Raw genomic sequence first — 18027 nt, 5'->3', positions numbered from 1 at the left:
GTGAGGGGCGTTTGCGTGCGTCCGGCGAACCGCTAAGACCGGGACCGGACAGATGAGGTTTTGATGGCGGGTTCCGGCTTCAGCTTTGGGCGCGGCGGCGGCGACGGGCAGCCGAAGCCGGTGCGTACGCGTGTGCAGCGCCTGATCTACTGGGGGTCGGTTCTGGCCATCTGGGGCGTCATCTTCCTGGTGGTCTTCTTCGCCGTCTTCGCCCGCGACCTGCCCGACACCTCGACCCTGTACAATGTCGATCGCCAGCCCTCGATCACCTACCTCGACCGCAACGGGGCCCTGATCGCGGTGCGCGGCACCCAGCAGGCGCCGCCGGCGGACCTGGACGCCCTGCCCGACTACGTTCCGGCGGCCTTCATCGCCATCGAGGACCGGCGCTTCTACCACCATCCCGGTTTCGACCCGATCGGCATGAGCCGCGCCATCGCCGCCAACATGCGCGCCGGACGCGTGGTGCAGGGCGGCTCGACCCTGACCCAGCAGCTGGCCAAGAACCTGTTCCTGAGCCCGGACCAGAACCTGAAGCGCAAGGTCCAGGAGTTGATGCTGGCGGTCTGGCTGGAGATGAAATTCTCCAAGAAGGAGATTCTCGCCCTCTATCTGAACCGGGTCTATTTCGGCGCCGGGGCCTATGGCATCGAGGCCGCGTCGCAGCGCTATTTCGACAAGAGCGCCAAACAGCTGACCGTCGGCGAGGCGGCGCTGCTGGCCGGGCTGCTCAAGGCCCCGTCGCGCTATTCGCCGGTGTCCGAGAGCGAGCGGGCCGCGACCCGGGCGACCGTGGTGTTGAACGAAATGGTCGACGCCGGGGTGATCACCCCGGCCCAGCGGGCCCAGGCGGTGACCGAGCCGGTCCGGGTGTCGCGGACGCTGGCCAGCCAGCACGCGCAGTATTTCGTCGACTGGCTGGACAAGCAGATCCGCGAACTGGTCGGGGAGCCGACCGAGGACATGATCGTCGAGACGACGCTGGACCTGACGCTGCAGACCTCGGCGGAGCGGGCGGTGCGCCGCATCCTCGACCGCGACCGGTCCAAGGGCGTGCAGCAAGCGGCGCTGGTGGCGCTGGACGGCGAGGGCCGGGTCCGGGCCATGATCGGCGGCGCGTCCTACGCCGACAGCCAGTTCAACCGGGCGGTCGACGCGCGCCGCCAGGCCGGTTCGGCGTGGAAGCCCTTCGTCTATCTGACCGCGCTGGAAAGCGGCTACACCCCCCAGACCCTGGTCAACGACCAGCCGATCCGCATCGGCAACTGGTCGCCCCGCAACTACACCGGCGATTTCCGCGGCGAGATGACCATGGCCCAGGCCGTGGCCCAGTCGACCAACACCATAGCGGCGGGCATGGCCGACCAGGTCGGCCGCGACAACGTCGCCCGCACGGCGCGCCGCCTCGGCATCACCTCGCGCATCGGGCTGGACCCGTCCATGGCGCTGGGCGCGGTCGAGGTCTCGCCGCTGGAGATGGCCCAGGCCTATGACGCCTTCGCCAACGGCGGAAAGCGCGTCAGCGCCTATGGCATCAGCCGCATCCGCACGCCGCAGGGCCGGATCATCTACCAGCGCGCCAGCCGCGAGGCCGGACCGGTGCAGGCGATCTCGAACCCGTTCCTCTACTATATGAACCAGATGCTGCGCGGGGTCATGACCTCGGGCACCGGGCGGTCGGCGGCCATCGCGGGCCGCGACGTGGCGGGCAAGACCGGCACCACGTCGGACTACAAGGACGCATGGTTCGTGGGCTACACTGGCGGCTTCGTCACCGCCGTCTGGGTCGGCAAGGACGACAACAGCGCGATGCGCGGCGTCACCGGCGGCTCGTCCCCGGCGGCCATCTGGCGCGGCTTCATGGAGGCGGCCCTGCCGCGCCTGAACGCCCCGGCCATTCCCAACGGCCCGGCCATGCCCGAGGGCTGGCAGCCGCCCAGCCCGGTCGAGAGCCTGATCGGCCGCATCGGCGACCTGTTCGGCGACAATCCGCCGGGCGACACCGGCGTCGATCCGCTGGACGAGGGGCTGCTCGAGCCGCAGCCGGCGCAGCGCCCGATCGCGCCCAACCGCACTGACCAGCCGGTGCTGCGCCCGACCCAGCCGCAGCCGCAGCGGGATCCCCCCGCGCCGCAGCCGCAGCCCCAGCCGGCCCCGCCGCCGGAGAAGGCCGACCCGCTGTTCTTCTGACCAGGCGCCATCCTCGGGCTTGACCGAGGATGACGCGGGGCGAAAAGAGGACCTGCCGCTCCACCGTCAGCTGTCGACTGCAGATTTCGGCGGTTTCTGCAGCAAATTGCATGGTCGAACTGGCCGAACTGCACCGCGTTTTGTGCTCGGCGCGTGGCCAAAATCGTCGCGAACTGGTGGTGGACCCTACCGGCCCACCGCGTGCAGCGCGGGCCCGTTGTCCCTCAGCCATTTCCTGGGCGGGCGGTGGTCGCCGATCAGGCGCTGGACCACCGACCAGTAGGCCGGGCTGTGGTCGGCGTGGACCAGGTGGGCGACCTCGTGGGCGGCCAGATAGTCGATCACCGGCGGCGGGGCCATGATCACCCGCCAGCTGTAGCGGATGGTCCGGTTGTGCGGGCTGCACGAGCCCCAGCGCGACTTCGGATCGGCGATCGACATCTTCACGGGACGAAGGCCAAGGGCGCGGAGATGGAAATCGGTGCGCGCCTGAAGCGTTTCCCTCGCCACCCGTTTGAACAGGTTTTCGACCCGCCGCGCGAAGGCCTCGCCCTCGCCGCCCGAGACGATCAGCGGTCCCTCGGCGTCCTCGGTCAGGCGCGCGGCCCCGGCCCCGCCGGTGGCGGCCAGACGGGTCGGGCGACCGAACAGGGCCACGGTCCCGCCGGGCTGAAGCGGCGACCCCTGCGGCCGCTCGGCCAGCCGCTGGCGCATCCAGCCGGCCTTGCTGCGGGCGAAGGCGACGACGTCGCCCAGCTTGCGTTCCGAGGGGGCGACCAGCACCGCCTCGCCGGCGCGGCCGTCGATGCGGATCGACAGCCGCCGGGCGCGGGGGTTGACCGACAGCCGCGCCGGGACGCCGACGGCGTCAGGCGGCAGCCGCTGGCCGTTCCGGTACTGCACTCAGGGCCTCGTTCAGGGCGATGAAGTCGCGCACGCGCGGATAGATGTCGTCGCGGAAGCGGCGGCCGTTGAAGACGCCGTAATGGCCGACCTCGGGGTGGACGTACAGCATGCGTCGCTCGTCCGGCAGGCCGGTGCACAGCGTATGCGCCGCCTGGGTCTGGCCGACGCCCGAGATGTCGTCCTTGGCCCCCTCGACCGTCATCAGGCCGATGTCCGTGATCCTCGTCAGATCGACCTTGCGGCCGCGATGCTCGAGCAGGCCGCGCGGCAGCAGATGCTGCTGGAACACGATGTCGATGGTCTGGAGGTAGAATTCCTCGCTCAGGTCCAGCACCGACAGGTACTCGTCGTAGAACTGCTCGTGCTTCTCGACGCCGTCGCCGTCGCCGTCGACCAGGTCCTGGAAATACTCGCGGTGGGCGTCGACGTGGCGCTCCTCGTTCATCGACATGAAGCTGTAGAGCTGCACGAAGCCCGGATAGACCCGCCGCCCGAAGCCCGGATAGGGCCAGGGCACGGTGTGGATCATGTTCGACCTGAACCAGGTGAAGGGCTTTTCTTCCGCCAGCTGGTTGGTCACCGTCGGCGACAGGCGGGCGTCGATCGGCGAGCCCATGAAGGTCATCGAGGCCGGGCGGTTGGGATCCCCGTCCTCGGCCATCAGGGCGCAGGCGGCGAGCACCGGGGGGCCGGGCTGGCAGACCCCGACCACATGGGCGCGCGGGCCGATGACGCCCAGCATGGTCCGGACGTGGTCGATGTAGTCGAAAAAGTCGAACCGCCCCTCCAGCATCGGCACCTGCCGGGCGTTGGACCAGTCGGTGACGTAGACGTCGTGGTCCTGGAGGAAACCCTCGACCGTGCCGCGCAGCAGGGTGGCGTAATGGCCCGACAGGGGGGCGACGATCAGCACCGCCGGGGCGGCGGCCGACCTGCCAATGCGCTTCAGGTCGCCGACGTGCCGGGCGAACCGCACCAGCCGGCACCACGGCGAGGACCAGACCACCTGTTCGGTGGTGCGGACCGGCCGGTTGTCGATATTGATGACCTCAAGGCCCCAGGCCGGCTTGCCGTAGCGGCGGGTGACGCTCTCGAACAGCTCGGCCGAGGCATAGGCCGTGCGCCCGATGGCGGTGTCGGCGGCGGGATTGAGCGGAGAACTCCAGAACTGGCGGGCCATCTGGGCCCCGAACCGGAACGGCGTCGCCGATGCGTAGGCGAGCTCGTGAAGCGAATACAGCATGCGTGTCCTGAGACGGCCCCCGCCTTATATGGCAGGGCACCATAGAATGCGCCGCACTGCAAAAGGATTATCGCTGATCAGTTTGTCGTGAACGGCCCAGGTTGTCGCCCGGACCGCCGGCGGCCTCAGCCGCGCGCCATCGCCTGTTCGATCACCCGGGCCGACGTCTCGGGACCGAGCTCCTCGGCGACGGCGGTGCGGAACCGGCCGTCGGGACCCATCAGATAGACCGTCAGCGAGTGGTTCATGGTGTAGTCCTCGCCCTCGCCGGATTTCGCATAGTAGGCCTTGTAGGCGTCGGCGGCCGCCCGGATCCGCGCCGGCGTGCCGGTCAGGCCGATGACGCCCTCGGGGAAGCCGTCGGAGGACAGATAGTCCTTCAGCGCCTGGGGCGTGTCGCGCTCCGGATCGACGCTGATGAAGACGATCTGCAGGTCCTTCCCCCTGTCGCCCAGTCGCTGTTTCGTCGCATCGAGCGCCTGCAGCGTGGTCGGGCAGAAGTCGGGGCAGTAGGTGAAGCCGAAGAAGACCAGCGACCACTTGCCCTCCAGCATCGTCTGGTCGACGGGCCGGCCCTCCTGGTCGACCAACTGGAAGGGGCCGCCGACGTCGGCCTGACCGGTCGAGACGACCTCGCCCGGCTGCAACCCACCCGCCGGGCGACTGACGATGACCAGGGTCACCACCAGCAGGGCGGCGGCGATGGCGGCGCAGGCGCCGGCGAACAGCAGGATGGAACGGCGCGGCATCACGACCCCCGGCAAGACGCGCCTTGCGGGCGCGGCTGGTCTATAGAAGAGCCGTGAGCCCGACCCAAGACCCCCTGTCGTCGCAGTCCGCCGTCATCGACGGGGGCGGCCGCTTCGCCGGTTGGCGCAACCTGCCGCGCCGCAGCCGGGGCCTGTCGCTGCGGACGCTGGTCATCCTGCGCTGGATGGCCATCGCCGGGCAGAGCGCCACGGTCGCCGTGGCCGTCGGCTGGTTCCATTTCGACCTGCCGCTGTGGGGCTGTCTGGCCTGTATCGCCGCCAGCGTGGCGATGAACCTGAACGCCACGGCGCGGCTCAAACGCAGCGACGGCTCGGCGCCGGACGGGGCGCTGACGGCGGCCCATCTGGGCTTCGACATCCTGCAGCTGTCGGCCCTGCTGGCCCTGACCGGCGGACTGCAGAACCCGTTCTGCCTGCTGCTGGTCGCGCCGGTGACGGTGGCCGCCGCCTCCCTGCCCGGGCGGCAGGCGGCGCTGATGGGGCTGCTGGTGCTGGCGGCGACCGTCGGCCTGTTCTTCTTCTCCATGCCCCTGCCGTGGCAGGCGGGGACGGAGCTCGACTTGCCGCCGCTGTATCGCTTCGGCGTCGGTCTGGCCCTGATCACCGGCGTGGTCTTCACCGCCGCCTACGCCTGGCGGGTGGCGGCGGACGCCGAAAAGCTGGAACTGGCCCTGGCCACCACCCAGGACGTGCTGCAGCGCGAGCAGCGGCTGGCGGCGCTGGGCGGGCTGGCGGCGGCGGCGGCGCACGAACTGGGCACGCCGCTGGCGACGATCCAGGTGGTGGCGCGAGAACTGCTGCGCGCCTCGGCCAGGGACGGCGCGGCTGCCGAGGACGCGGCCCTGATCCTGCAGCAGGCCGAACGCTGCCGGGACATTCTCAAGCAGCTGTCGCAACAGCCGGAGGAGGGCGATTCCGTCTTCGCCGATGTCGGACTGAAGGCCCTGCTGGAGGAGGTGGTCGAGCCGCACCGGGGCTTCGACCTGGCGTTCGAGGTGGCGGTTCGGACCGCGTCCGGAGAGGCCGCGCCGCGCGTGCGCCGCCTGCCCGAGGTGGTGCACGGCCTGTCGACCCTGGTCGAGAACGCCGCCGACTTCGCCAACAGCCGGGTGCGGGTGCAGGCCCTGGTCGACGCCGGCTTCATCGAGATCGAGGTCGTCGACGACGGCCCCGGCATCCCGCCCGACATCCTGCCCCGGCTGGGCGAGCCCTATGTGACCAGCCGGCCTCACGGCAAGGCGCGGCGGGCGCTGGCCGCCCAGCTCGCCGCCTCGGTCGCCGCCGCCGCGCCCGGGCGCAAGGGCAGGAAGGCCGGCAAGGCGGGCCCGGCCCCGGAGACCATCGCCCCCAGCCAGGGCGGCATGGGCCTGGGCTTCTTCATCGCTCGCACCCTGCTGGAGCGGACCGGCGGCAAGGTGTCGGTCGGCGCGGGCGACGGCGGGCCCGCCCCCCAGAAGGGCCAGCCGCAGAAGAGCCATCCCAGGGGCGCGCGCGTCGCCGTGCGCTGGCCGCGCCCCGCCCTTGAGGTTCCGCCGTCGTGATGTCGCACCCCGCCGCTGAACCTTGACCGCAGCCCCGGGGTTACCGACTTGGAGTCCAGGAGAACGATGATGCCCGACAGCGAAGACCGGATCGCCGCCCTCGAGGACAAGACCCTCCTGCTGCTCGACGACGACAACGCCCTGCGAACCCGGCTCGGGCGGGCCCTGGAGAGCCGCGGCTTCGAGGTCACCACGGCCGGCTCGGTGGCCGAGGCCCGCGAGGCTCTGCGCGCCTCCGTCCCCGCCTTCGCCGTGCTGGACATGCGGCTCGAGGACGGCAACGGGCTGAAGGTGGTCGAGGCGATCCGCGAGCGGCGCGAGGACGCCCGCATCGTCATGCTGACCGGCTACGGCGCCATCGCCACCGCCGTGGCGGCGGTCAAGGCCGGCGCGGTCGACTATCTGCAGAAGCCCGCCGACGCCGACGACGTGGTCAAGGCCCTGCTGGCCACCGGCGAGGCCCCCGAGCCGCCCGACAATCCGATGAGCGCCGACCGCGTGCGCTGGGAGCATATCCAGCGCGTCTACGAACTGTGCGACCATAACGTCTCGGAGACGGCGCGCCGGCTGGGCATGCACCGGCGGACGCTGCAGCGGATCCTGGCCAAGCGGGCGCCGCGGTAGGACGGCGGATTTGCCAGTTCTCTCCCGCCGCGCTCTAACGGTTTGCGGGCAGGGAGTGTACCGATGAAGACATCCATGATCGCGGCCACCGTCGCCGCCGGGGTTCTGGCCGGGTCGCCGTCGGCGTGGAGCCAGACGCCCGCGCCGGCCGCGTCGGCGACCGGCGAAACCACCCTTGTTCAGGCCGGCCGCCTGCTGGACCGTCCGGGTCGCGCGGCGCGGGGTCCCTCTACGGTGGTGATCCGCGACGGCCGTGTGGTCGAAATCCGCGACGGTTTCGTAGGCGCCGACGCGGTGGCCGGCGCACGCGTCGTCGATCTGCGCGATCAGTTCGTCCTGCCCGGTCTCATCGACAGCCACGTGCATCTGGTTTCGGATCTCGGCGGGCAGGCCGGACTGGTTTCCGGTCTGACGGAGAATCTGCCCACCCACGCCTATCGCGCCGCCGACAACGCCCGAAAGACCCTGATGGCCGGCTTCACCACCGTCAGGAACCTCGGCGACGACGGCGGAGTCACCCTGGCGCTGCGCGACGCGACGGCGGCCCATACGCTGCCCGGACCGCGCATCATCGACGCGGCGACGTCCATATCGACGACCTCGGGCCATATGGACGGCCGACTGGGGCTGAGCGACGATCTGCGCGAACACGCCGATCACGACAATGTCTGCAACGATGTCGCCAGCTGCCGCGAGGCGGTGAGGCTTCAGATCGGCCGGGGCGCCGACGTCATCAAGATCGCCACCACCGGCGGAGTGAACAGCCGCATCGGCGCGGGTCTCGGCGCCCAGATGTTCGAGGACGAGGCGCGCGCGCTGATCGACACCGCGCACCTGTACGGCAAGAAGGTCGCCGTCCACGCGCATGGGGCCGACGGGATCAATCTGGCCCTGCGCCTCGGCGCGGATTCGATCGAACACGGCACCATCTTCGACGATGAGACCATCGACCTGTTCCGCCGCTCCGGCGCCTACTATGTGCCGACGCTGTCGACGGTGAACGGCTATCGCGAACGGTTGGCCGCGGACCCCAACGCCTATTCACCGGAGGTCCTGCCCAAGATCCAGTGGCGCATCTCGATCACCGGACAGTCGCTGCAGCGCGCGGTCCCCGCCGGCGTGCGAATCGCGTTCGGGACCGACGCCGGAGTGTCGAAGCACGGCCGGAACGCCGACGAATTCGAGCTGATGGTCCAGCACGGCATGACGCCGGCCACGGCTATCGAAGCGGCCACCGTCAACGCCGCCGATCTGCTGGGCCTGTCGCAGGAGATCGGCTCGCTGGAGCCGGGCAAGCGGGCCGACCTGATCGCTGTCTCGGGCGATCCGCTGACGGACGTCACGACCCTGAAGGCCGTCCATTTCGTCATGCGCGACGGCCGCATCTATCGCGACGATCGAGAGCCATGACAAAGGCCCCGGCGTTTCCACCGGGGCCTCCTTCAGTTCAGCGATGACGCCGCGTCTCAGCGACGGCTGCGCCCGCGGTCACGATCGCCGCCGCCTTCGCGCTTGGGACGGCCGCCGGTGTCTTCCGACATCGGGGGCTCGCCGCGCTCGGCGCGCTCTGCGTTGATCTTGTCGGTCAGGTCCTCACCGGTTTCCTGATCGACGACCTTCATCGACAGCTTGGTCTTGCCGCGGTCGTCCATGCCCAGGAACTTGACCTTCACTTCCTGGCCTTCGGTCAGGACATCGGCGGGATTGGCGACGCGCTCCTGGCTGATCTGCGACACGTGGACCAGACCGTCCTTGGCGCCGAAGAAGTTCACGAAGGCGCCGAAATCGACGACCTTCACGACCTTGCCGGAGTAGATCATGCCGGGCTCGGGCTCGGACACGATCGACGAAATCCAGTTTTTGGCGGCGTCGATCTTCTCCTGCTCGGAGGCGGCGATCTTCACCGTGCCGTCGTCCTCGATGTTGATCTTGGCGCCGGTCTTTTCGACGATCTCGCGGATGATCTTGCCGCCCGTGCCGATGATGTCGCGGATCTTGTCGGTCGGAACCTTGATCTGCTCGATCTTGGGCGCGTACTCGCCCAGCTCGGTGCGGGCGCCGTCGATGGCCTTGTCCATCTCGTCGAGGATGTGCAGGCGGCCGGCCGAGGCCTGGGCGATCGCCTTGCGCATGATCTCTTCGGTGATGCCGGCGACCTTGATGTCCATCTGCAGGCTGGTGATGCCTTCGCGCGTGCCGGCCACCTTGAAGTCCATGTCCCCGAGGTGATCCTCGTCACCGAGGATGTCGGACAGGATGGCGAACTCGCCCGACGGCTCGAGGATCAGGCCCATGGCGATGCCGGAGACGGGACGCTTGAGGGGCACGCCGGCGTCCATCAGGGCCAGCGACGAACCGCAGACCGTGGCCATCGACGAGGAGCCGTTGGACTCGGTGATCTCGGACACCAGACGGATGGTGTAGGGGAATTCTTCCGACGACGGCAGCATCGGACGGATCGCCCGCCACGCCAGCTTGCCGTGACCGATTTCCCGACGGCCCGCGCCGCCCATCCGGCCGGTCTCGCCGACCGAATAGGGAGGGAAGTTGTAGTGCAGGAGGAACTTCTCCTTGTACGTCCCGCTCAGCGCGTCGACGTACTGCTCGTCCTCGCCGGTGCCGAGCGTGGCGACGACGATGGCCTGGGTTTCACCCCGGGTGAACAGGGCCGAACCGTGGGTGCGCGGGAAGATGCCGACTTCCGAGACGATGTCCCGGACCTTGTCGAGGGCGCGGCCGTCGACGCGGTGGCCGTTGTCGATGATGTCGCGGCGCAGGACGTGGGCTTCGCATTCCTTGAAGGCCGTGGAGAATTTGGAGGCGTCGACGCCGTCCGGGTTCTCGTCGGTCTTCACCAAGGTCTCGGCGGCCTTCTTTTTGGCCACGTCGACGCCCGAGCGGCGGTCGTACTTGCCCACGTGGGTGTAGGCGGCCTTGATGTCCTCGCCGACCAGCTTCTGGATCGAGGCGACGATGTCCGAGACGTCGTCCGGCTGGAAGTCGAACGGCTCCTTGGCGGCGTGCTCGGCCAGGTCGATGATCGCGTCGATCACCGGCTGCATGCCGCGATGCGCGAACATCAGGGCGTTCAGCATGATCTCTTCCGACAGCTCCTTGGCCTCGGATTCGACCATCATCAGGGCGTCCTGGGTGCCGGCGACGACGAGATCGAGCTGGCTGTCCGGCATCTGGTCGAGGGTCGGGTTCAGCACGTACTCGCCGTCGATGTAGCCGACGCGGGCCGAGCCGATCGGGCCCATGAAGGGCACGCCGGAGATGGTCAGGGCGGCCGAGGCGGCGATCATGCCCAGCACGTCCGGATCGTTCTCCATGTCATGCTGGAGGACGGTGACGACGACCTGGGTCTCGTTCTTGAAGCCCTTGACGAACAACGGGCGGATCGGACGGTCGATCAGGCGGGAGACCAGGGTCTCCTTCTCGGTCGGACGGCCTTCACGCTTGAAATAGCCGCCCGGGATCTTGCCGGCGGCGAAGGTCTTTTCCTGGTAGTTGACGGTCAGCGGGAAGAAATCCAGGCCCGGCTTGGGCGCGCGGCCGTAGACGACGGTGGCCAGAACCACGGTCTCGCCGTAGGTCGCCAGCACGGCGCCGTCGGCCTGACGGGCGATGCGGCCCGTCTCCAGCGTCAGCGGGCGTCCGGCCCACTCGATCGTCTTGCGTTTGATATCGAACATGTTTCGTCTTTCGTATCCCGCGGGCGGATTCCGCGCGGGGTCCCATCAGTGGGTGGAGCGTCGGGCGTTCAGTCCTTCGGTCCATGGGCCGCCACGCCATCGTGGAAGACCCGGGAGTGGTTGAGGACCGGTGTTCAGCCCTCGCGTCATGCGCCTGAAAACCCGAGGCGCGCGGGTTGGTTCTGGATGCGGAACGAGGCGCGGACATGGCCCGCGCCTCGAAAAGCTCTTCCGCTCGTCCCCGGCGTCCTTAGCGGCGCAGGTTCAGCTTGGTGATCAGCGCCGTGTAGCGCTCGCGATCGACCTTCGACAGGTGGTCAAGAAGACGACGACGCTGCGAGACCATCTTGAGCAGGCCGCGGCGCGAGTGGTTGTCCTTCTTGTGGGTCTTGAAGTGCTCGGTGAGGTTGGCGATGCGTTCCGAGAGGATCGCGACCTGGACCTCGGCCGAACCGGTGTCGCCCTCGGTGCGGGCGTTGTCGGCGATGACTTCGTGCTTGCGTTCAGCAGTAATCGACATCGGGGGAGCTCCTACTGGAGGTTAAATACGCGGTCGGGTTCTAGCCGGCCGGCCCGCAACTGACCGAGAGCGACGAGCGTCTGGCCCTGAAAGGCTGAAACGGTTCTGGAGCCCTCCCGAAGGCGGCTCTTCAACGTTTCGACCTGTCTGGGGAGCAGTACGATCGGCCGTCCCTGCCGAAGCGAGAAGGCGTCTTGATCCGTCACGGCCAGCTCCGGGATGTCGTCCAGGGCGGTCGCGACGGGAAGCAAGCCTTCCGAGGCGGCGTCCCTATGCACCAGATCGGTCAGGAAATCCAGCGACACGGCGTTTTCCGTCGAGAACGGTCCGACCCGCTCGCGGCGCAGGGCCGAAACATGCCCCTCCGCCCCGAGGGCCGTCGCCAGATCGCGGGCCAGCGAGCGCACATAGACGCCCTTGCCGGTCCGGATCGTGAGCTCGACGTGGTCGGCGTCCGGGCTGTCGCTGACAACCGCGTCGTGGATGGTCACCCGGCGCGAGGCCAGTTCGAACTCGGCGCCCTCGCGGGCCAAATCATAGGCGCGCTGGCCGTCGACCTTGATGGCCGAGTACTGCGGCGGAACCTGATCGATCTCGCCGACAAAAGCCGTCAGCGCCGCGCGCACCGCCTCGACGGACGGCCGCACGTCGGACCGGGCCGTAATCTCGCCCTCGCGGTCGAGGCTGTCGGTCGAGACGCCCCAGTTGACGGTGAAGCGGTAGACCTTCTCGGCGTCCATCATGAAGGCCACGGTCTTGGTCGCCTCACCCAGGGCGATGGGCAGGATGCCCGAGGCCAGCGGATCCAGCGTCCCGGCGTGGCCCGCCTTCTGGGCGTTGAACAGCCGGCGGACCTTCGACACGGCGTCGGTCGAGCCCATCTCCAGCGGCTTGTCGAGGCAGACCCACCCGTTGACGATGTCGCCCTTCTTGCGGCGGGCCATCAGTCCATCCGCCGCAGGGACATCATCGCGAGGTGCCAAGGCAGCACCTGGCTCCTTTCGGTCATCGGCGAGACCCGCATCACCAAGCCTCCCGGGGAGTCGAACGCGGGATGCAGGGCAAGGCTCAGCACGACAAGGGCGACATGGACACCCGGCTGGGCTTCCTCACACGGGCCGTCGGGATCGTCGGCGGGCGAGAACGCCTCGACGACCAGGCGATACGTCCGGCCGGGCCCGTCCGCGATCGGCGCCGGTCCTTCCGCGGGCCGCAGCAGCAGGTCTCCGCACCCGGATTCGACCGTTACACGGTCGCCGCTCACGATCATCCGGCCATCGGGGCCGCCGTCCCAAACACCGTCCGCCGCTAGAATGTCCACGCCGGGATCACGCAGGTCGGCGACGGCTCCGGCGTTCCCATTCTGCGAAGCCGTCGCGCAGCCGGCCAGCCCGGCGATCGCGAGAATGACGAAAACTGCGGCCTTCACGCTGTTTCGTCCGCGTCGTCGTCCTCGGACGGCGACACATGGACGTCGGCCTGAACGCGCGGATCGTCGAGCAGGCGGTTGAGCCGTTCGGCGGCCTCGAAACTGACGTCGTGGCGGAAGCGCAGGTCGGGCGTGAAGCGCATGTCGATATGCCGCCCCAGCGCGCCGCGCAGGAATTTGGCGTGGGCGTTCAGCGCCTTGACGATGGCGTCGACCTGGCCGCCGACGTCGGTCGTATCCACCCCGGCGCCCAGCGGCTCGACGAAGCAGGTGGCGTGCTTGAGGTCGGGCGACAGGCGCACCTCGGTGACGGTGATCGAGACGCCGGTCAGGGCCGGATCGCGGATTTCGTTCTCGCGCATGACCTCGACCAGCGCGTGGCGGATCATCTCGGAGGCGCGCAGCTGGCGCTGGCTGACGGTTCCGGCCTTCGGATTGGGTTTGCGGCTGCTCATGGATGTCTCCGTCGCCCGCCGGGGCTCGGACCCGGCTCGAAAAAGCGAAAGGCGCGTCGGGTCGGGAAGGCAGAGCCTTCCGATCGCGCCAGAAAAAGTGATCGCGGGGTCTAGTCCCCGGAAGGCGCGGTGTCCAGTTCGGCCCGGCCGACTGCGGCCATGAGCTCGGACGAGGTGATCGAGCGGAACGGGCGCACCGGCAGGCCCGCCGCGTTGAGCACGCCGGCCGTCCAGTGGTTGCACAGATGGCCGATCGAGAAATGCTCGCGGCTGGCGAAGAAGCGGGCGTCGTCCCCGGCGCGGGCGGCGGCGACGCGCGGCGCGCCGGTCGACAGGTCGAGCGACGCCTCGATGCGCCCGGCCATGGCCTCGAACCCCGCCGGGGTGATGCGGAAGGTGCGGCGGCCATCCTCAGAGAACAGGCCCCCCGGATCGCGCTGGGCGGGGTCGAGCATGATCACGGACGCATTGCCCGGCCGGAAGAAGGCCCGCGCCCCGTCCGGCAGCCGGCTCTCCATCGGGCTCTGGTCGACATAGAATTTGGCGTCGCCCCAGCCGATCAGGATCCAGTCGCCGGCCGGCAGGGCGCGCACCGCCTCGGCCAGCGGACCCGGGCGCGCCTCCAGGGCCGCGCGCGGGACGGCGAGGTCGGTGTGGAAGCCGTTGTCGAGCAGGTGCAATTCGACGCCGGGAGCGTCCGGCGCGGCCCGCCAGCGGGCGGCGTTCCCCGGCGCGGTCCAGGTCCACAGCGCGGCGATCAGACCGACCAGGGCCGCGGCTGCGAACAGGCCCGCGCCGGTGCGGTCCTTGCGTTTCCCCGGGCGTTTCATCGGGCCGTGAAGCGCCACACGCCGCACAGGGCGGTCGGCGGCGCGTCGGGTCCGACCGGGCGTCCGGCGCGGAACAGCATCAGGTCGACGCGGTCACGGCGGTGCAGCAGGGCCGCGACCCCCGCCGGCTCGCCGCCGCACAGGGCCGATGGCGGGATCGTCCGCCCTCGCGCCGGCGCGACCACCTCGCGCAGTTCGATCTGGGCGTCGGCGGGGGCGTTCAGCCGCGCCGCGAAGGTCTGGCCGGGCGCGAAGGCCTCCCCGCCGGAGACGATGCGCAGCGGGCGGGTGCGCAGGCGTTCGCCGGTCTCGAAGCGCAGCTCGGCGCGAACAAGGGTGAGGGCGCCGGCGGCCGCGCGGGTCGCGTCGTCGGCCGGACCATATTCGCCCCTCAGTATGGCGGTGGAGCCGGGTTCGGCGGCGAGCGGCCGGTCGTCGCCCGCGACCGCCGCCTTGAGACCGTCCAGACCGTCGGCGCCGCCCGAGGGCAGGCGGCCGACCCAGTCCGCGAGCCTCTGCGCCGCGGGCGCGGCGTCGTAGCGGACGGCCTGCCAGGCGGCCACCGTGTGCTTCTGCTCGATGGCCAGCAGGAACAGCACCAGGCAGACGAACGAGAGCACGCCGGCGAGGCGCTTCATCGCGGTCTGGGAGGGAGCCGTGGCGACGGTCATGGCTGCAACCCTAGCGGGGGTCGGCGGCGAGGTGAACGCCTATCGCCCGACAGGGGCGCCGGAGTCGTCGGGACCTTGCGCGGGCGGCATCGCCCACTCGCCGCGCCAGGCATAGGACAGCTGGACACAGTGACGGTAGGCGCCGTCCGACCATCGGCCGACGGCGTGCAGGGTCAGGGGCCGACCCAGGCTGACCCGGCCCAGCACCAGCCAGGCCTCGTCCGCCGCCGGACACAGGGCGCGGGTCAGGCCGCGGCCGTCGCCTTCCGGCGCGATATGGTAGACCGCGCTCTCGGTGGAGCCCGCCGGAAGGGCGCGGCGCACCGCGTCGGGGCCGCCGCGGCGGATGTCGGCCGCGCCGCGCTGGGAGGTGGAGATGATCCGCCGCACGCTGATGGCGCCGAACAGGCCGCGGTCAGCTTCCAGCGTCACGCCGCGCGTCAGGGCCTGGGTGACCCGGTCCGCGGCGTCGTAGGCCAGATAGCGCGTCTCGGCCGCGGCCGGGCCGGCGGCGGCGAGGGCGGCGATGACAAGGGTGGCGGTCACGAGGCTGCGCATGGAGCGTTGATCCGTGAAGGATGAGGCGAAACGGCGGCGCGTGGGCGCCGCCGTCCCCAATGCCCGTCCTACTCGAGGGTGCGTTTGATCTCTTCGACCGTGAAGCACTCGATGTAGTCGCCGGCCTTGATGTCCTGGAAACCCTGGAAATGCATGCCGCACTCCTGGCCCGACGGGACCTCGTTGACCTCGTCCTTGAAGCGCTTGAGGGTCGTGAGCGTGCCCAGCTCCAGCACCACCACGTCGTCGCGGATGATGCGGACCTTGGCGCCCTTGCGGACCACGCCTTCCGACACACGGCAGCCGGCGATCTTGCCGGTCTTGGAGATGTCGAACACCTGCAGCACCTGGGCGTTGCCCAGGAAGGTTTCCCGCTGCAGCGGCGCCAGCATGCCCGAGAGCACGCCCTTCATGTCGTCGAGCAGGTCGTAGATGATCGAATAGTAGCGGATCTCCACGCCCTCGCGCTCGGCGAGGTCGCGGGCCTGTTTCGAGGCGCGGACATTGAAGCCGAGGATCGGCGCGCCGGCCGACTTGGCCAGCTGCACGTCGCTCTCGGTGATGCCGCCGGCGCCCGACATGACGGTGCGCGCGCGGACCTCCTCGTTGCCCATCTTGTCCAGCGAGCCGACGATGGCTTCCGCCGATCCCTGCACGTCGGCCTTGATGATGACCGGCAGTTCCGAGACCTTCTTGGACTGCAGCTTGGACATCATGTCGACCAGCGAGACCTGGTTGATGCCGCCGGTGGCCTTCTCGCGCTTCACGCGGGCGCGGTACTCGGTCAGCTCGCGGGCGCGGGCTTCCGATTCCACGACGGCGAGCGGCTCGCCGGGGCTCGGCGCCTCGTCCAGGCCGAGAATCTCGACGGGAACGGAGGGACCCGCTTCGGTCAGCTGCTCGTTGCGTTCGTTCAGCAGGGCGCGAACCTTGCCCCAGGCCGAGCCGGCCACGACGATGTCGCCGCGCTTCAGGGTGCCGCGCTTGACCAGGACCGTGGCGACCGGGCCGCGGCCCTTGTCCAGCTTGGCCTCGATGACCACGCCCTCGGCCGACCGCTCGGGATCGGCCTTCAGGTCCATGACCTCGGCCTGCAGCAGGATGGCCTCGAGCAGGCCGTCCAGGTTGGTGCGCGCCTTGGCCGAAACCTCGACGATCTGGGTGTCGCCGCCCAGGGCCTCGCCGATGATCTCGTACTGCAGCAGCTCGTTGACGACCTTCTGCGGATCGGCGTCCGGCTTGTCGATCTTGTTGACCGCCACGATGATCGGGGCGCCGGCCGCCTTGGCGTGCTGGATGCTCTCGATCGTCTGCGGCATGACCCCGTCGTCGGCCGCCACCACCAGGATGACGATGTCGGTGACGTGGGCGCCCCGCGTCCGCATCGCGCTGAACGCGGCGTGGCCGGGCGTGTCGAGGAAGGTCACGGCCTGACCGTCGGCCATCTTCACCTGATAGGCGCCGATGTGCTGGGTGATGCCGCCGGCCTCGCCCGCCGCCACGTCGGTGGTGCGGAGGGCGTCGAGCAGCGAGGTCTTGCCGTGGTCGACGTGGCCCATGATGGCCACCACCGGCGCGCGCGGCGTGGTCGCCTCGTCGTCGACGGCGTCGGACAGGAAGCCCGTCTCGATGTCGGATTCCGAAACGCGGCGCACGGCCATGCCGAACTCATCGGCGACCAGTTCGGCGGTGTCGGTGTCGATGACGTCGTTGATCTTCATCATCAGGCCCTGACGCATCAGGAATTTGATGATGTCGACGCCGCGCACGGCCATCCGGTTGGACAGTTCCTGCACGGTGATGACGTCGGGAATGACGACCTCGCGCGGCCGGTTCGGCGCGTCGGTCGAGCCGCCCTTGCGCTTTTCCTTCTCGCGTTCGCGGGCCCGGCGGACCGAGGCCAGCGAGCGCATCCGCTCGGCGGCGTCCTCGTCGCCGCCGGCCACGGCCTGGATGGTCAGGCGGCCTTCGCGGCGCTTGGGCTCGCCGCGCGTGCGGCTGACGGCCTTGCCGGGTCCGGCGTCCGAGAAGCGCTTGTCGCGCTCCTCCTCGACCTTGCTGCCCGCGGGGCGGCCGAAGCCGGCGCGGACGGGACGGGCGACATCGGGCGTCGCGGGCGGCGCGTTCGGGGCCGGACGGCCGCCGGGGCCGGTGCGCGGACCCGGACGGGCGGCGCCGGGCGCCGGACGCGGGTTCAGGGCCGAATAGCGGACCGGTTCGGCCGGACGGGCGGCGCCGCCCTGCGGGCGGGCCGGAGCCTGCGGCCGTTCGGCGTAGTTGCGCTCGCCGCCGCCCATGGCGGTCTCGCGGGCCGAGCGGCCCCCGAAGGCCGGGCGTTCGGCGGCGGGCCGGGCCGGAGCGCCGGGCTTGGGCGCGCGCTGGCCGAAATTGACCACCGGCCGGGCCGGCGGGGCGGGGCGGGGCGGGGCGGCCGGCGGCGCGACGGCCTCGGTCGGGGCGGGGGTCGGAGCCGGAGCCGGCTCCGGAGCCTTGACCGGAGCGGTCGGAGCGGCGGACTTCACCGGGGCCTTGGCCGGAGCGGCGGCGGTCAGCTTGGCGGCTTCGGCGCGGGCGGCCTCGGCGGCGGCGCGGGCG

General features: G+C 70.2%; 16 protein-coding genes. 4 read left to right on the top strand and 12 right to left on the bottom strand.

Annotated elements, in window-relative coordinates; translation table 11 throughout:
* The first annotated feature begins 63 nt into the window (after nucleotides 1–63).
* Nucleotides 64–2190 carry a transglycosylase domain-containing protein gene (locus VEB62_RS13985; protein WP_324800910.1) on the top strand — a complete coding sequence of 709 codons (2127 nt, stop codon included), beginning with the start codon at nucleotides 64–66 and terminating at the stop codon, nucleotides 2188–2190.
* Between the two features lie 186 nt (nucleotides 2191–2376).
* Here VEB62_RS13985 and VEB62_RS13980 read toward each other — a convergent pair whose 3' ends face one another.
* The 3 genes from VEB62_RS13980 to VEB62_RS13970 form a co-directional block, all read right to left on the bottom strand.
* Nucleotides 2377–3093: a M48 family metallopeptidase gene (locus VEB62_RS13980; protein ID WP_324800907.1), complete on the bottom strand. Its 717-nt coding sequence runs from the start codon at nucleotides 3091–3093 to the stop codon at nucleotides 2377–2379.
* Nucleotides 3059–4339 carry a polyhydroxyalkanoate depolymerase gene (locus tag VEB62_RS13975; protein ID WP_324800904.1) on the bottom strand — a complete coding sequence of 427 codons (1281 nt, stop codon included), beginning with the start codon at nucleotides 4337–4339 and terminating at the stop codon, nucleotides 3059–3061. Before VEB62_RS13975 ends, VEB62_RS13980 begins: the two co-directional genes overlap by 35 nt.
* A 125-nt stretch (nucleotides 4340–4464) precedes the next feature.
* Complete coding sequence (locus tag VEB62_RS13970; RefSeq protein ID WP_324800902.1) at nucleotides 4465–5088, bottom strand: SCO family protein; 624 nt, start codon at nucleotides 5086–5088, stop codon at nucleotides 4465–4467.
* A gap of 53 nt (nucleotides 5089–5141) precedes the next feature.
* Between VEB62_RS13970 and VEB62_RS13965 the strand changes: the two genes are divergently transcribed.
* The 3 genes from VEB62_RS13965 to VEB62_RS13955 all read left to right on the top strand — a co-directional run bounded on the left by VEB62_RS13965 (nucleotide 5142) and on the right by VEB62_RS13955 (nucleotide 8684).
* Nucleotides 5142–6650 carry an ActS/PrrB/RegB family redox-sensitive histidine kinase gene (locus tag VEB62_RS13965; RefSeq protein ID WP_324800900.1) on the top strand — a complete coding sequence of 503 codons (1509 nt, stop codon included), beginning with the start codon at nucleotides 5142–5144 and terminating at the stop codon, nucleotides 6648–6650.
* Nucleotides 6651–6719: 69 nt separating this feature from the next.
* Nucleotides 6720–7274, top strand: a complete 555-nt coding sequence (locus tag VEB62_RS13960) for an ActR/PrrA/RegA family redox response regulator transcription factor (protein ID WP_324800896.1) — start codon at nucleotides 6720–6722, stop codon at nucleotides 7272–7274.
* Between the two features lie 63 nt (nucleotides 7275–7337).
* A complete protein-coding gene (locus tag VEB62_RS13955; RefSeq protein ID WP_324800893.1) occupies nucleotides 7338–8684 on the top strand; it encodes an amidohydrolase family protein in 1347 nt (448 codons plus the stop codon).
* 56 nt (nucleotides 8685–8740) lie between these two features.
* On the opposite strand, the gene pnp is transcribed toward VEB62_RS13955, so the two are convergent.
* The 9 genes from pnp to infB all read right to left on the bottom strand — a co-directional run.
* On the bottom strand, nucleotides 8741–10969 hold the full coding sequence (gene pnp, locus VEB62_RS13950; RefSeq protein ID WP_324800888.1) for a polyribonucleotide nucleotidyltransferase: 2229 nt from the start codon (nucleotides 10967–10969) through the stop codon (nucleotides 8741–8743).
* 250 nt (nucleotides 10970–11219) lie between these two features.
* Nucleotides 11220–11489: a 30S ribosomal protein S15 gene (rpsO, locus tag VEB62_RS13945; protein WP_298744151.1), complete on the bottom strand. Its 270-nt coding sequence runs from the start codon at nucleotides 11487–11489 to the stop codon at nucleotides 11220–11222.
* Between the two features lie 11 nt (nucleotides 11490–11500).
* Complete coding sequence (truB, locus tag VEB62_RS13940; protein WP_324800885.1) at nucleotides 11501–12433, bottom strand: tRNA pseudouridine(55) synthase TruB; 933 nt, start codon at nucleotides 12431–12433, stop codon at nucleotides 11501–11503.
* On the bottom strand, nucleotides 12433–12918 hold the full coding sequence (locus VEB62_RS13935; protein ID WP_324800883.1) for a hypothetical protein: 486 nt from the start codon (nucleotides 12916–12918) through the stop codon (nucleotides 12433–12435). The genes truB and VEB62_RS13935 overlap by 1 nt, the downstream gene beginning before the upstream one ends.
* Complete coding sequence (rbfA, locus tag VEB62_RS13930; RefSeq protein WP_324800880.1) at nucleotides 12915–13373, bottom strand: 30S ribosome-binding factor RbfA; 459 nt, start codon at nucleotides 13371–13373, stop codon at nucleotides 12915–12917. The genes VEB62_RS13935 and rbfA overlap by 4 nt, the downstream gene beginning before the upstream one ends.
* A gap of 110 nt (nucleotides 13374–13483) precedes the next feature.
* Nucleotides 13484–14203, bottom strand: a complete 720-nt coding sequence (locus VEB62_RS13925; protein WP_324800876.1) for a DUF2459 domain-containing protein — start codon at nucleotides 14201–14203, stop codon at nucleotides 13484–13486.
* Nucleotides 14200–14874 carry a hypothetical protein gene (locus VEB62_RS13920; protein WP_324800873.1) on the bottom strand — a complete coding sequence of 225 codons (675 nt, stop codon included), beginning with the start codon at nucleotides 14872–14874 and terminating at the stop codon, nucleotides 14200–14202. Before VEB62_RS13920 ends, VEB62_RS13925 begins: the two co-directional genes overlap by 4 nt.
* 39 nt (nucleotides 14875–14913) lie before the next feature.
* Nucleotides 14914–15432: a hypothetical protein gene (locus VEB62_RS13915; RefSeq protein ID WP_324800870.1), complete on the bottom strand. Its 519-nt coding sequence runs from the start codon at nucleotides 15430–15432 to the stop codon at nucleotides 14914–14916.
* 68 nt (nucleotides 15433–15500) lie between these two features.
* Nucleotides 15501–18027, bottom strand: a 2527-nt coding sequence (infB, locus tag VEB62_RS13910; RefSeq protein ID WP_324800868.1) for a translation initiation factor IF-2, incomplete at its 5' end; no start/stop codon positions are given.

The organism is Brevundimonas sp., from assembly GCF_035626975.1.
Taxonomy (GTDB): Bacteria; Pseudomonadota; Alphaproteobacteria; order Caulobacterales; family Caulobacteraceae; genus Brevundimonas.
This window is presented reverse-complemented; position numbering and strand designations above follow the sequence as displayed.